The 14176-nt window shown below is 64.4% G+C and carries 12 protein-coding genes; 6 read left to right on the plus strand and 6 right to left on the minus strand.

The window, feature by feature from the left end:
* The first annotated feature begins 22 nt into the window (after nucleotides 1–22).
* Together ACM43_RS00140 and ACM43_RS00145 are read left to right on the plus strand one after the other, a co-directional pair.
* The gene (locus tag ACM43_RS00140) at nucleotides 23–859 is read left to right on the plus strand and encodes an enoyl-CoA hydratase family protein (RefSeq protein ID WP_036043936.1); all 837 of its coding nucleotides are present in this window, start codon (nucleotides 23–25) and stop codon (nucleotides 857–859) included.
* Nucleotides 860–1154: 295 nt separating this feature from the next.
* The gene (locus tag ACM43_RS00145) at nucleotides 1155–2405 is read left to right on the plus strand and encodes a flavin-dependent oxidoreductase (RefSeq protein ID WP_271537208.1); all 1251 of its coding nucleotides are present in this window, start codon (nucleotides 1155–1157) and stop codon (nucleotides 2403–2405) included.
* A gap of 9 nt (nucleotides 2406–2414) precedes the next feature.
* Here the strand turns inward: ACM43_RS00145 and ACM43_RS00150 are convergent, their stop codons facing one another.
* Together ACM43_RS00150 and ACM43_RS00155 are read right to left on the minus strand one after the other, a co-directional pair.
* Nucleotides 2415–2870, minus strand: coding sequence for a cupin domain-containing protein (locus ACM43_RS00150; RefSeq protein ID WP_271537210.1), 456 nt, complete (start codon nucleotides 2868–2870; stop codon nucleotides 2415–2417).
* 30 nt (nucleotides 2871–2900) lie between these two features.
* Nucleotides 2901–4076, minus strand: coding sequence for an ABC transporter substrate-binding protein (locus ACM43_RS00155; RefSeq protein ID WP_271537212.1), 1176 nt, complete (start codon nucleotides 4074–4076; stop codon nucleotides 2901–2903).
* A gap of 251 nt (nucleotides 4077–4327) precedes the next feature.
* On the opposite strand from ACM43_RS00155, the gene ACM43_RS00160 reads away from it, so the two are divergent.
* The 3 genes from ACM43_RS00160 (at nucleotide 4328) to ACM43_RS00170 (ending at nucleotide 7162) form a co-directional block, all read left to right on the plus strand.
* Complete coding sequence (locus ACM43_RS00160; RefSeq protein ID WP_271537214.1) at nucleotides 4328–4846, plus strand: MarR family winged helix-turn-helix transcriptional regulator; 519 nt, start codon at nucleotides 4328–4330, stop codon at nucleotides 4844–4846.
* 144 nt (nucleotides 4847–4990) lie between these two features.
* The gene (locus tag ACM43_RS00165; RefSeq protein ID WP_271537216.1) at nucleotides 4991–6682 is read left to right on the plus strand and encodes a benzoate-CoA ligase family protein; all 1692 of its coding nucleotides are present in this window, start codon (nucleotides 4991–4993) and stop codon (nucleotides 6680–6682) included.
* 21 nt (nucleotides 6683–6703) lie between these two features.
* Complete coding sequence (locus ACM43_RS00170; protein ID WP_404546166.1) at nucleotides 6704–7162, plus strand: RidA family protein; 459 nt, start codon at nucleotides 6704–6706, stop codon at nucleotides 7160–7162.
* A gap of 12 nt (nucleotides 7163–7174) precedes the next feature.
* Here ACM43_RS00170 and ACM43_RS00175 read toward each other — a convergent pair whose 3' ends face one another.
* The 4 genes from ACM43_RS00175 to ACM43_RS00190 form a co-directional block, all read right to left on the minus strand.
* On the minus strand, nucleotides 7175–7903 hold the full coding sequence (locus ACM43_RS00175; protein WP_271537220.1) for a CBS domain-containing protein: 729 nt from the start codon (nucleotides 7901–7903) through the stop codon (nucleotides 7175–7177).
* A 131-nt stretch (nucleotides 7904–8034) separates the two neighbouring features.
* Nucleotides 8035–9018, minus strand: coding sequence for a CHAD domain-containing protein (locus ACM43_RS00180; RefSeq protein ID WP_271537222.1), 984 nt, complete (start codon nucleotides 9016–9018; stop codon nucleotides 8035–8037).
* On the minus strand, nucleotides 9018–10556 hold the full coding sequence (locus tag ACM43_RS00185) for a bifunctional aminoglycoside phosphotransferase/ATP-binding protein (RefSeq protein WP_271537474.1): 1539 nt from the start codon (nucleotides 10554–10556) through the stop codon (nucleotides 9018–9020). Before ACM43_RS00185 ends, ACM43_RS00180 begins: the two co-directional genes overlap by 1 nt.
* 186 nt (nucleotides 10557–10742) lie before the next feature.
* A complete protein-coding gene (locus ACM43_RS00190; protein WP_271537225.1) occupies nucleotides 10743–10970 on the minus strand; it encodes a hypothetical protein in 228 nt (75 codons plus the stop codon).
* A 33-nt stretch (nucleotides 10971–11003) separates the two neighbouring features.
* Between ACM43_RS00190 and ACM43_RS00195 the strand changes: the two genes are divergently transcribed.
* Nucleotides 11004–13697, plus strand: a complete 2694-nt coding sequence (locus ACM43_RS00195; protein ID WP_271537227.1) for a bifunctional acetate--CoA ligase family protein/GNAT family N-acetyltransferase — start codon at nucleotides 11004–11006, stop codon at nucleotides 13695–13697.
* Nucleotides 13698–14176: the final 479 nt, after the last annotated feature.

The raw sequence follows: 14176 nt of genomic DNA on the forward strand, positions 1-14176 counted from the left end.
AAAAGAAAGCCAAGGAGATCCCATGAGCAGACCAGCCAATCCCGTTACCGTGCCGCTTGCGGATTACTCACCGCAGCACTTCCTGCTCGCCGTGGTCGACGGCGTTGCGACGGTCACGCTCAACCGTCCCGAACGAAAGAATCCGCTGACGTTCGAGAGCTATCGGGAACTGACCGACTTCTTCCGCGCCTGCGCCTTCGACGACGCGGTCAAGTCCATCGTCGTCACGGGTGCCGGCGGCAATTTCTCGTCCGGCGGCGACGTGTTCGAGATCATCGGCCCGCTGGTGAAGATGGACACCAAGGGTCTGACCGCATTCACGCGCATGACCGGCGACCTCGTCAAGGCGATGCGGGCCTGTCCGCAGCCGATCGTGGCCGCGGTCGAAGGTATCTGCGCCGGCGCCGGGGCGATCATTGCCATGGCATCCGACATGCGCCTTGCGGCGAGCGGGGCCAAGGTGGCGTTCCTGTTCAACAAGGTGGGGCTGGCCGGTTGCGACATGGGTGCTTGCGCCATCCTGCCGCGCATCATCGGGCAGTCCCGCGCCTCCGAGCTGCTCTACACCGGCCGGTTCATGACGGCGGAAGAGGGCGAGCGCTGGGGCTTCTTCAGCCGTATCGTCACGCCGGAGCAGGTGCTGCCCCAGGCGCAGGTTCTGGCCAAGCAGGTCGCGGAAGGCCCGACCTTCGCCAACACCATGACCAAGCGGATGCTGGCGATGGAATGGGCGATGTCGGTGGAGGAGGCGATCGAGGCAGAGGCCGTGGCTCAAGCCCTGTGCATGACAACGGCGGATTTCGAGCGAGCCTTCGAGGCTTTCGCCAACAAGGTCAAACCGGTCTTCAGGGGCGACTGAGCCGGTCGCAATTATCTGCAGCCAATCCAGTGAGGGGACTTGCGGGAGATTATTTTAGGCTTAAACTAATTTCATTGCCGCCTGCGTGAGATGAAGCTCGCCAATCGCGCGGTGATGTCGCCGATGCGCATGTATTCGGGTTCCGCAACAGCGTGCGCGACCGGCAGGATCTTGAGGAGCTGAGAATTAAGGCTAAGCCCCCGAGCTCAAGGCGGAGGCGACAAAGCCGCTTGCGGCGGAGTGACCGCCCGTGCGACGTTAACCCATTGCCTGCGGTTCGAGTGGAGTTAGGGCGATGAAGGCGATTATCGTCGGTGGCGGTATCGGTGGTCTCACGACGGCTTTGATGTTCCGCTCGCGCGGCCTGGATTGCGAGATCTTCGAGCAGGCCGACACCATTCGCGAGCTCGGCGTCGGCATCAACACGCTGCCGCATGCCATGCGCGAGCTGGCCGGCCTCGGCCTGTTGCAGAAGCTCGACGAGATCGCGATCCGCACCGATCAGCTCTATTATCTCAACCGCCATGGCCAGGAGGTCTGGCGCGAAGCTCGCGGCATCGACGCCGGCCATGACGTGCCGCAATTCTCGATCCATCGCGGCCGCCTTCAGGGCGTTATCCATCGCGCCGTCGAGGAGCGGCTCGGACAAGAGGCGATTCACACCGGCTGCCGGCTCGGCGCCTTCTCGCAGGACGAGGGCGGCGTCACCGCTTACTTCTTCGATCGCGCCGGCGCCCATGTCCACACCGCGCGCGGCGATATCCTGATCGGCGCCGACGGCATTCACTCGCGCGTCCGCGAGACGCTGTTTCCGAACGAAGGGCCGCCGTGCTGGAACGGCCTCATGCTGTGGCGCGGTGCGCGTGACTGGCCGCTGTTTCTCACCGGCAAATCGATGATCGTGGCCGGCGGTCTCAATGCCAAGGTGGTGATCTATCCGATCGCGGAAGGATCGAGCCCGGCGAGCCGCCTGACCAATTGGGCGGTGCTGGTGAAGGTGGGCGAGGGCAACGCGCCGCCGCCGCGGAAGGAAGACTGGTCGCGGCCGGGCCGCCGCGAGGAGCTGATGCCGCACGTGGCGCGCTTCTCGGTGCCCTATATCGACGTGAAGAGCCTGATCTCGGCAACGCCCGAATTCTACGAATATCCGACCTGCGATCGCGATCCCTTGCCCTATTGGTCATCGGGCAGGGTCACGCTGCTCGGCGATGCCGCGCATCCGATGTATCCGGTGGGGTCGAACGGCGCCTCGCAGGCCATTCTCGACGCGCGCTGTCTTGCGGATGTGCTGGTGCGCGCCGAACACCCGCGTCAGGCCTTGCTCGAATACGAGAAGAAGCGTCTGCCGATGACGGCCGAGATCGTCCGCTCCAACCGGCGCGGCGGGCCGGAGGGCGTTATCGACGCCGTCGAGCAGCTCGCGCCCGACGGCTTCGACAATGTCGACAACGTCCTGAGCTATTCCCAGCGCGAGGCCATCGTGCGCGGCTATGCCACCAAGGCAGGCTTCGCCGCGGTGCCGGGACTCGCGGCGGTCCGCGCTTAAGACAGGCTGCTAGCCGCCGGGCGGCGGCGGCAGGAAGTGGATGTTGAACTCGGCAGCCATCGCCACGACGTCCTCGGGCTTCTGCTCCTTCATGTTGTGAAGGCCCCAGAACAGCTCGAACAGCTTGCGGCTCGGCGAGACCCAGAACAGCACCTTGGCGGTCTGCTCCGACTTGTTGAAGATGCCGTGCGGCACGCCCATGCCGAGGCGGATCAGGTCGCCTGCACTTGCCTGCGCCTCCGAATTGCCCAGCATGAAATCGAGCTTGCCCTCCAGCATGTAGAGATACTCATCCTGGTCGGGGTGAATGTGCGGCGGCACGAAGGTGCCCGGCGGCAGCGTCGCGTGCCAGGAGAAGCTGTTCTCGGCGTAGCTCTTCGGCACGTAGGTCTGGCCGAGGATGTTCCAGGAAATGCCCTGGATTCCCTCATTGGCCCGCGTGATGCCGGTGATTTCGCTCTTCATTGCAGTCCTCCCGTAACGCAATACACGGCCTTAGTTCGCCGCCTTGCAGTCCTTGGCATAGCGGTCGCCGTAATTCTCGAAGACCTTCTGCACGATCTCGGTCTGGAACTTGCCGTCCGGACGCTTGGCGACCTTGGTCAGGTAGAAATCCTGGATCGGATAATTGTTGTTGTTGAACTTGAAAGCCCCGCGCAACGAGGTGAAGTCGGCCTTCTTCAAGGCGGAGCCAACGGCGTCCTTGTTGGAGAGATTGCCCTTCACGGCCTTGACGGCGCTGTCGATCAGCATCGCGGCATCGTAAGCCTGGAAGGCGTAGGTGCCGGGAACGCTGTTGTAGGCGGCCTCGTAGGCGGCAACGAACTTCTTGTTCTGAGGATTGTCGAGGTTGGGCGCCCAGTTCGCGCCGCCGAACATGCCGACCGCCGCATCCTGCTGCGCCGGCAGGGTCGATTCATCGACCGTGAAGGCCGAGAGCACCGGAATGGTGTCGGCGAGCCCCGCCTGGCGGTATTGCTTGACGAGATTGACGCCGAGGCCGCCCGGCATGAACGTGAACACTGCATCGGGCTTCTGCGAGGAGATCTTGGACAGCTCCGGCTGGAAATCCAGCGTGTTCAGCGGCATGTAGGACTCTTCGACGATCTCGCCCTTGTAGTCGAGCTTGAATCCCGCCACCGAGTCTTTTCCTGCCTGATAGTTCGGCACCATCAGGTACATCCGCTTGTAGCCGCGATCCTGCGCGACCTTGCCGAGGATCTCGTGCACCTGATCGTTCTGATACGAGGTCACATAGAAGAACGGGTTGCAATCCTTGCCAGCGAAGGTCGACGGACCGGCATTGGGGCTGATCAGGAAGGTTTTCGACTCCGTGATCGGCCGGTGGATGGCCTGAAGGATGTTGGAGAATATCGGCCCGACCACGAAGTCGACTTTCTCACGCTCCAGAAGGCCCTTCACCTTGGTCACCGCAGCATCCGGCTTCAGCTCGTCGTCGACGACGACGACCTCGACATCGCGGCCACCCATCTTGCTGCCGAGATCCTTCACGGCGAGCGCGAAGCCGTCGCGAACCTGCTGGCCCAGCGCTGCGGCGGGCCCCGACAGGGTCACGATCACACCCATCTTGATCTTTTCCTGGGCGAGGGCAGGGGTCACCACGGTGCCGAGTAGCATCGCAGCTGCAGCCAAGGTCATTTGCGTCTTCATGATCTGTCCCTCGTGAGGATTGGCTTGCGCTGCAAGCCACGTACTTCAATCCAAAGCTTATGCCGATGACGGCGGCCCCGGCAAGCCGAGCGCGATGCGTCGCATCCTGCGGGCAGTTGTGCATGCAAGCTGCGCGCCAATTATTTGAAGCCTAAAGAAACTGGCGTGCGGTCGATTGTTGCAGCTTTGGACTTGCGGCCGGCGCGGATTTATTTGAAGCTCAAAACGTTGGGGAATCCGTGCCCGCGCCAATGCCGGCCGTGAGTGACTGCATCGACATGCTCGATTCCGAGACCAAGGTTGTCGAAACACCGGAGGACCACGCCGAAGAGCTTCGGCTGTGGCTGCGGCTCTTGACCTGCACGACGCTGATCGAGGGCGAGGTGCGCGGCCGGCTGCGGCAGCGGTTCGACGTCACGTTGCCGCGTTTCGACCTGATGGCACAGCTCGACAAGGCGCCTGACGGCATGACCCTGTCAGATGTCTCCAAGCGCATGATGGTCTCGAACGGCAATGTGACCGGGCTCGTGGAGCGCCTGGTGGAATCAGGCCATCTCGACCGGCGGACCTCGGACACCGATCGCCGCGTCCAGGTGATCCGGCTGACGAAGCTTGGGCGTGCCGAGTTCCGCAGGATGGCCGCCGAGCACGAGACCTGGATCGCCGATCTGTTCGCCGATCTCTCCCCGAAGGACGTGCGCGAATTGATGCGCCTCCTCGCCAAGACCAAGGCGTCCGCGCAGAAATCGGCCGCCCGCCGCCGGCCGTAGCCTGCGGGCGCGACAACCCGACACCCTTTGCCGCATGAAAAAGCACGGGATGCCCAAAATCCCCTATTGCGCCGAATTGTTTTAAGCCTAAAATGTTTTCCAGATCGTGCTGCCGGGTGCAATCCATGCTGAAAGGAGCGTGCGATGGCCAACGCCGCCAAGATTCAAGTGTCGGGCTCGTGTGACGGCAATGCTGCGACGGCCCATGTCGATACGTTCGCGCGGCAACATCTGCCGCCGCGCGAGCTCTGGCCCGAATTCATCTTCACGCGGCCGGAGCTGAACTATCCGCCGCGACTGAATTGCGTCAGCTATTTCCTCGATCGCTGGGTCGAGCAGGGCCACGGCGATGCTCCTTGCGTCGTCAGCCCAGGCGTCAGCTACACCTATCGCGAGTTGCAGGCGCTGGTGAACCGCATCGCCAATGTGCTGGTTGGCAAGCTCGGCCTCGTCACCGGCGGGCGTGTGCTGCTGCGCTCGGCCAACAATCCGATGATGGTTGCGACCTATCTCGCGGTGATCAAGGCCGGCGGAATCTGCGTGGCGACGATGCCGCTGCTGCGCGCCAAGGAGCTGTCCTATCCGATCCAGAAGGCCGAGATCACGCTGGCGCTATGCGATGGAAAGCTCGCCGAGGAGATGGAGAAGGCGAAGGCTGCGGCACCGGGCCTCGATCGGGTCATCTATTGGGGCAATGGCGCGGCGGATTCGCTCGAAGCGCTGATCGCCGATGCCTGTCCGGAGTTCGAGGCGGTCGATACCGCCGCCGACGACATCTGCCTGATCGCGTTCACCTCGGGCACGACCGGCGATCCCAAGGGCACCATGCATTTCCATCGCGACATGCTCGCGGTCTGTGACGGCTATGCGCGCAACATTCTGCGCGCCGAGCACAACGATCGCTTCATCGGCTCGGCGCCGCTCGCCTTCACCTTCGGCTTCGGCGGCGTGCTGTTTCCGATGCATATCGGCGCCTCCTTCGTCGTGCTGGAGAAGACGACGCCGGACGACATTCTGAATGCGATCGAGCAGTACAAGACCACGGTCTGTTTCACGGCGCCGACCGCATACCGCGCCATGCTCGGCAAGCTCGCAGGCCGCGACATTTCTTCGCTCCGCAAATGCGTCTCCGCGGGCGAGACCCTTCCCAAGCCGACATTTGATGCCTGGCTCAAGGCGACCGGGATCAAGCTGATGGACGGCATCGGCTCGACCGAGATGCTGCACATCTTCATCAGCGCGACCGAGGACGAGATCCGCCCCGGCGCCACCGGCAAGCCCGTGCCGGGCTATGAAGCCAAGATCGTCGACGATGAGGGCCGCGACGTTCCGCCCGGAACGATGGGCCGTCTGGCCGTGCGCGGGCCGACCGGCTGCCGCTATCTGGCCGACGAGCGGCAGCGGAAATACGTCCAGAACGGCTGGAACATCACGGGCGACACCTATCTGATGGATGGCGACGGCTATTTCTGGTACCAGTCGCGCTCCGACGACATGATCGTGTCGGCCGGCTACAACATCGCAGGAACTGACGTCGAAGCGGCGCTGCTCACGCATCCGGCGGTCGCCGAGTGCGGTGTGGTCGGTGCGCCCGACGAGGCGCGCGGCATGATCGTCAAGGCTTATGTCATTGCCTCACCCGGCGTGACGCCTGACGCTCAGCTGGTGGCCGAGTTGCAGGAGCACGTCAAACGCGAGATCGCGCCGTACAAATATCCGCGCGCCATCGAGTTCGTCGCGCAATTGCCGAAGACCGAGACCGGCAAGCTGAAGCGCTTTGCCCTGCGGCAGTTGGCGCAGGCTGCAGTGACGTCCTCAGGCGTCGCCGCGGAATGAGAGAAGGATAGAGAATTGTCTGTGACGACGCCGAAAAGCCCGCAACTCGCGGTGCTGCCGACCGCAGCCGAAGATGGAACGCGCACAAGGGCGCAGATCCTGCAGCCGTCAGGCTGGCCGCTGCCGAAGGGTTATGCCAACGGCATGGCTGCCGAAGGACGTATCGTCGTCACCGGCGGGGTGATCGGCTGGGACGCCGAGGAGCGTCTCGCCGATGGCTTCGTTGCGCAGGTGCGCCAGACCCTGGACAACATCGCAGCGATCCTGGCCGAGGCCGGTGCCCGGCCCGAGCACCTCGTGCGCCTGACCTGGTACGTCGTCGACATGGACGAGTACCTGGCCAATCTGAAGGAGCTCGGCAAGATCTACCGCGACGTCTTCGGAACGCACTATCCAGCGATGGCCCTGGTTCAGGTCGTCCGCCTCGTCGAGAAGGCGGCGCGCGTCGAGATCGAAGCCACCGCCGTCATTCCGAGCTGAACTGCACCGCGATCAGCTCGCTTTGGCGAGCTCGTCGTCTTCAGGCGAGTTGAGATAGACGCCGGATATGGTGTCGACCCAGCAGAGATGATCGTGCACCTTCTTCACGCCCTCGACGTTCTCCGCGGCGACGATCGCGGCCTGCCGTGCCCGCTCTTCGGTGATGACGCCACTGAGATGAACGAGACCGTCGCGCACGATGACGTTCAGCCCGAACGGGCACCAGTCGTTCTTCTCCATGGTGTCGATGATGCGGCTGCGAATGTGGTCGTCATCGGCGGTTGGATCCGGCACTTCGCGGGCGAGCCCGGCCACGGCCTGTAACAGGTTGGCGCGGGACACGATCCCGACAACCTTGTCGTCGCGCACCACCGGCAGCCGCTTGACGTTGTTTTGCTCCATGAGATCGACGATCTCCGCAAGCGCCGTATCCTCGGTGATGGTCACGGGCGAGTCGGTCATCACTTCCGAGATCTTGCGGCCGTGCTCATGGACGAAGTCGCTGGCGGATTTGCCCGGACCGAGGATGAACCGCAGCCAGCGCCCGCGCTTGCGCCCGGTGCCGATCTCGCTACGGCGGATGAAATCTCCTTCCGACACCACGCCCACCAGCTTGCCGGTAGCGTCGACCACCGTGAGGCCGCTCACATGTCGCTTCAGCATGATATTGGCCGCCTCGACGATGCTGGTGTCGGGGGTGACCGAGATGACCGAACGGGTCATGATCTGGTGGGCGCGCATGGACGAACTCCGCTGGCTTTTTGGAATTTCGATGCATGAACCTAAACAGGGTACCAAGGTGCGGTTTGACTCAGGTCAATCGGATGAACATGTTCGTCCGATTGAGCATTTGTGAGACGGCTCCGCCACACCTAAGCCTCCGGCTCCGATCTCGGCGCGAGATCCGAGGAGCGGAAGGGCTTCGCCTTGTCCAATTTGCGATAGGCTGTTGACGCCTTCCGCAACAGTTTCTTCTCGCGCTTGCGATCGAGGAAGCGATTGCTGGCATCGATCCCGGCGCCATTCAATGACGCCGCCAGCGCCTGTCCGCGTGCATCGTCGTTCAATTGACCGAGCGAGCGTTGTGCCTTGCGCAATTGCTTGAGGATGGACTTCTGTTTCGTCGCCACGCCATCGGCGAACAGATCCGCAAGCGACTCGACCGAGTAGGTCATCCGCTTGTTGAGCAGCCGCAGCTTGTGACGTTTCTCGACATCGAGCTTCTTCAGCTTACGGGCCTTCTTGAGCAGCGTCGTTTCCCACTCGGTCAGCCGCTCCGTCGCATGGTCGGCGAGGGTGCAGCGGCGCAACCGGATCGCTTCCTTGCTGCGGCGCGTCGACCAGGGGCCGCTTTCGATCCACGTTGAGGTTTGCTCGACCAGGCGGCGATACCGCGCCGATTGCAGCGCACGCGCCAGCAGCCGATGGCTCTCCGCGCGTTTCTCGTCCCAGCGCTGAAGCTCGGCGACCACGGCGAGCTCGTCGCTACTCTCTGCGACGATCCGCTCGATGGCCACGTCGAGGTCCCGCACCATGCCGAGCTGGCTGTTCAGCCATTTCAGTTCGGCCCAGACTTCCGGTCGCACGGCATCGTCGACCATGGGCGAGAAGAAGCGGATTGCAGTCCGCAGATGGGTGAGTGCGATCCGGATCTGGTGCAGCGCATCCGGATCGCCGCGGCAGGTGCCGTCGTGCTGAGCGATCACCGCGCCGAGGTGTCGGCGGGCGATAATGCGGAAGGCCGTGTCGCAGGCCATGCCGGGGCTGAGGCGGGCGGGCAGGACATTGCGCCGCGTTGCCGGCTTGGCATGCGTATTTGCCGTCGAGCGCGTGGTGGGTCGCGACTTCCTTCGCATCAATCAGTTTGCCTTGTTTGCCCCTCAGCGATGACGTTCCGGCAGTTCTGAAGCGTCTGCTCTTGTGTCCCGGAGGCATCGATGATCGCCCAGCCGACATGGCCGATATTATAGTGCTCTTGCAGCGCGGCAACCTCCGGCGTGGCGTCCGATGCGTCTCCCCGGCGGCTGCCGATGCGCGCTTGCCGGGTTGCAAGGTCTGCGACCAGGAACAGCCCGTTCAACGTCACGTTGCACTCGCGCGCCAGCGCCGCGACCGCATCGCGTTCGTCCTCGCGCGCGAATACGCCGTCGACGATCGCCGAATGGCCCTGCGCCAGCACCCGCCGGGCCTGCTGCACCAGCGTGTCGTAGACCCGGGCCGTGACCTCCGGCGTATAGGCCGAAGGCGGCAGGCGATGGGTATCCTCGACCCTGAGCATCTGCTTGCGCACGAGATCGCTGCGCAGCACGACGGCGCCTGGCTCCGGTGTCACGACCGGCGCGAGCGCGTGCGCCAGGGCGGTCTTTCCGGTGCCGGACAGCCCGCCGACCGCAATCAGGCGCGGAGCGGGAGGACGGATCAGCGTGCCGGCGAGGTCGAAGTAACGTCGTGCCAGGTAGAGAATGCCGGGACCGTCGGAATGCGGCCGCTTGAGTCGCGCCAAGGTCACTTGGGCGCGGATCGCCGCCCGGATCGACATGAACAGCGGCAGGGTCGAGAGCCCGTCGAGATTGTCGGCCGGCGTCGCGGCGAGATAGCGGTTCAGGACCATGTTCGCCGCGCCCGGCTGATGATGCTGCAGCAGGTCCATCAGCGTGAATGCGAGATCGTAGAGCACGTCGACGGTTGCCATCTGTGCGTCGAACTCGATCGCGTCGAACAGCACGGGCCGATCGCCGATCATGACGATGTTTGCCAGATGCAGATCACCATGGCAGCGGCGCACGAAGCCCCGGCGGCCGCGCTCTGCGAGCAGGGGACGGATACGCAGATAGGCCGTGTGCGAGGCCTTGCCGAGTTGCTCGATCTCGTCTGCGCTGAAGTGTCCGCCGGCCTGCAGACCATTGGTGTTGCCGTCGATCAGGCCCGGGATGGAGGAGACCCATGCTTCTCCGTCGGCACGTGTCGCCGCCAGGTGCGAAGCCGCGATGGCGTCAGCGGCGGCCGAGGCAAGCTTCGCGTCGAGCGGGCCCGCCTCGGCCAGATGATCCAACGTCCTGCTTTCGTCGAAGCGCGACATGTCGACCGCATATTCGATCGGCCGGCCGGCGCCCTCGACCTTCACCGATCCATCCGGCTCTTCCGTGATCGCCACAACGCCATGATAGATCTGCGGCGCCAGGGGCCGGTTGATCCGGATCTCCTCCTCGCAGGCCGCCTTGCGCTTCTCCAGCGTCGAATAGTCGAGGAAGGGAAACCGGACGGCGCGCTTGATCTTCAGCGCGCGCTTTTCGTCCAGGAACACCGAGGCGGCATGCGTGTCGATGCGCGTCACGCCGGGATGGTCGGTCAGCATCCGAAAGATGCGCTCCTGAGCCGCCGTGTCATCCTTCATCGAAGCGGACATTCAAAGCACCATCAGGGCGTCAGCACGGCCGCGCCGAGGACGGGTCGGGCCGCTCTTCCATCTGGAGCCGCGCACGTGGGGCCGGCAACACTATCGCACGCATGTCTGTCTCCGGGCGAACCGCTCCGACTGAACTATCTCATAGAACGACCGAGTGGCCAGTCCTTGACTCAGTCAACGCCCGTCCCGGGTGACCAGTACCGAGTTCCCCGGCTGACGAGGATCAAGTATTTCGATGAAGCGCTTGCCTATGTTGAAGGCTGAGGAGCTTCCAATGCCCGTCGGGTACGTCTTTCGAACTTCCATGGCATCGACAATGTGACAATGGCCGTCATTGGCCAGCCACCGTGCTGGGTTATGATCTTGTACCAGGCTCCTTGCTTCGGCCGCATCGTCAATCATCGGAACCGCCGCTGACCCAGCGCATTTGCTTTCATGTCCATCTATCGCCTAAACAACCTGCTATCGCCGCGCTCGGTCGCGCTCGTCGGCGCGAGCGCGCGTCCGGCGTCCGTTGGACGCGCGGTCCTGGAGAACATTCGCAAGGCCGGATTCAAGGGGCGGTTTGGCCTTGTCAATCCGCGCCACGCCGAGATCGGCGGCCTCGCGGCGGTGAAGAGCCTGGACAGGCTGGACTTCGTGCCCGAGCTCGTCGTCGTCACCGCGCCCGCGGGCGAGATTCCAGGCATCGTCGAGCAGGCCGGCCGTCGCGGATCTGCGGGTGCACTGATCGTCTCAGCCGGGCTCGGCCAGGGACCGGGATCGCTGCACGAGGCGACCAGCGCTGCCGCCCGCAAACACGGCATGCGGCTGATCGGGCCGAACTGCCTCGGCATCATGATGCCCGGCGTCAGCCTGAATGCCAGTTTCGCCGCCCACATGCCGGGGGCCGGCAACCTCGCGCTGATCTCGCAATCGGGCGCCATTGCCGCCGGCATGGTGGATTGGGCCGCGCAGCGCGGCGTCGGCTTCTCCGGCATCGTCTCGATCGGGGATCAGATCGACGTCGACATTGCCGATCTGCTCGACCATTTCGCGATGGATCACAAGACCCGCGCGATCCTGCTCTACATCGAGGCGATCAAGGACGCGCGCAAGTTCATGTCGGCGGCGCGGGCCGCCGCGCGCGTGAAGCCCGTCGTCGTGGTGAAGTCCGGCCGCATGGCGCAGGGTGCGAAGGCCGCTGCCACGCATACCGGGGCGCTCGCCGGTGCCGACGCCGTCTATGACGCGGCGTTCCGCCGCGCGGGCGTGCTGCGGGTGTCCGACCTGCGCGAGCTGTTCGACTGTGCCGAGACACTCGGCCGCGTGGAATCGCCGACGGGAAAGCGTCTCGCCATCCTCACCAACGGTGGCGGCATCGGCGTCCTCGCCGTCGATCGATTGGTCGAGCTCGGAGGTATTCCGGCAACCATCTCGACTGATGCGCGCAGGAAGCTCGATGCGGCGCTGCCGCCGACCTGGTCCGGTGCAAACCCCGTCGACATCGTGGGCGACGCCGACGCTGCGCGTTACGCAGCGGCGCTGGAGGAGCTGCTGGCCGATCGCGACAACGACGCAGTCCTCGTCCTCAACGTGCAGACCGCGATCGCATCGGCCGTCGAGATCGCCAAGACCGTGACGGAGCTCGTGGCCAAGTATCGCGAGCAGCACCGGCGATGGGCAAAGCCCGTGCTGGCGGCCTGGGTGGGCGCCGATCAGCACATCATCCAGGCACTCTCCAGCGCCGGCGTGCCGAACTATCCGACCGAGGACGACGCCGTGCGCGGCTTCATGCATCTGGTCCGGCACCGGGAGGTCGTGGAGGAGCTGACCCAGGTGCCTCCCGCGATGCCCGATACGTTCGTTCCGGATGTCAGGGGGGCGAGAGAGATCGTCACAGCCGCGATCGCGGACGGCCGCCAGTGGCTCGAACCTGTCGAGATCAAGCACCTGCTCGAAGCCTACGATATCGCGATGGTGCCGACCTTTGCGGCAGCCGATGTCGAGCAGGCGGTGACCTATGCAAAGGACATCTTCGCCCAAGGCGGCACCGTCGTGCTGAAGATCATGTCGCGTGACATCACCCACAAATCCGACGTCGGCGGCGTCGTGCTCAACCTGACGACGCCGGAGGCCGTGCGTGCAGCGGCGACGGACATACTTGCGCGAGCGCGAAAGCTGCGGCCCGAGGCGCGTATCGGCGGCGTCATCGTCCAGGCCATGGTCGTCAAGGCAAAGGCGCGCGAGCTGATCCTCGGCCTTGCCGACGATCCGACCTTCGGCACGGTGGTGGTTTTCGGCCGCGGCGGCACGGCGGTGGAGATCATCAACGACAAGGCGCTGGCGCTGCCGCCGCTCGACCTGCAATTGGCCCGCGATCTGATCGACCGCACGCGCGTGTCGCGGCTGCTGAAGGCCTATCGGGACGTGCCGGCGGTGAAGCACGACGTCGTCGCCATGGTGCTGGTCAAGCTGGCGCAGATGGCGGCCGACATTCCCGAGATCCGCGAATTCGACATCAATCCGCTGCTGGCCGACGAAACCGGCGTGACCGCGGTGGATGCCCGCGTCGCAATCGCACCGCCGCAGCGGAAGTTCGCCGGCTCCGGCCCGGCCAATTTCGCCGTTCGCGCCTATCCGTCGCAATGGGAGCGCCGCCTCAAGCTCAAGGAGGACTGGCGCATCTTCGTGCGGCCCATGCGCCCCGAGGACGAGCCGACCATCCACGAATTCCTGCGCCACGTCACGGCACACGACCTTCGCCTGCGCTTCTTCGCCCCGATGAAGGAGTTCACCCACGAATTCATCGCACGCCTGACCCAGCTCGACTATGCGCGCGCGATGGCCTTCATCGCATTCGACGAGGCCACCGGCGAAATGGTCGGCGTGGTTCGGCTCCATTCCGACTCGATCTACGAGACCGGCGAATACGCGATCCTGCTGCGGTCCGACCTCAAGGGCAGGGGGCTCGGCTGGGCCCTCATGCAGTTGATCATCGACTACGCGCGGTCGGAAGGATTGAAGACCATATCGGGCGACGTGCTGCAGGAGAACACCGTCATGCTCGACATGTGCCGGCAGCTCGGCTTCGAGGTCAAGCCGGACCCGGCCGAGCCAGACATCTGCGACGTCAGGCTGAAGCTTTGATGCCGTTCGCCGGCCTGCGGGTCGGGACGCCTGACCGCGATGCGGCGCTGGTGAGTTTGACGTGCGGGTTCGCGGCGGGGGCGCCGCGATCGTTTGCCGCGAGCGGCGATGTGATGGGATGCGAAAGAGCTGTGGTCACGTGCCGTGTCCTCCTGGGCGGCGCAGGCGCGCTGCGCGCGAATGCGAATTTCGAAATGTGGATGAAGGGTTTATGCGCAACAGCGTCGGGATGGGCGCAGCCTTGCAGGCCCTGACGCTCGCGACTGTTGCGATGGCGCCAGTATGCCACTGTTTTGCCCGACGCGCCAGAATTTATTTCGCAAATCCGAAAAGACCTCGTCCATCCCCGCAAGTCCTTGTTCTGACAGGGGCGGTCTACTGTGCATGGGGTTGTTTTCGCATTTTTGCTGGGAGGCAGCGTCTGGCGTAGCGCCCTCGATCCTCATCCTGAGGCCCGCCGACGGCGGGCGTCTCGAAGG

It is taken from the genome of Bradyrhizobium sp. CCBAU 45321 (genome assembly GCF_028128975.1).
Classification (GTDB): domain Bacteria; phylum Pseudomonadota; class Alphaproteobacteria; order Rhizobiales; family Xanthobacteraceae; genus Bradyrhizobium; species Bradyrhizobium yuanmingense.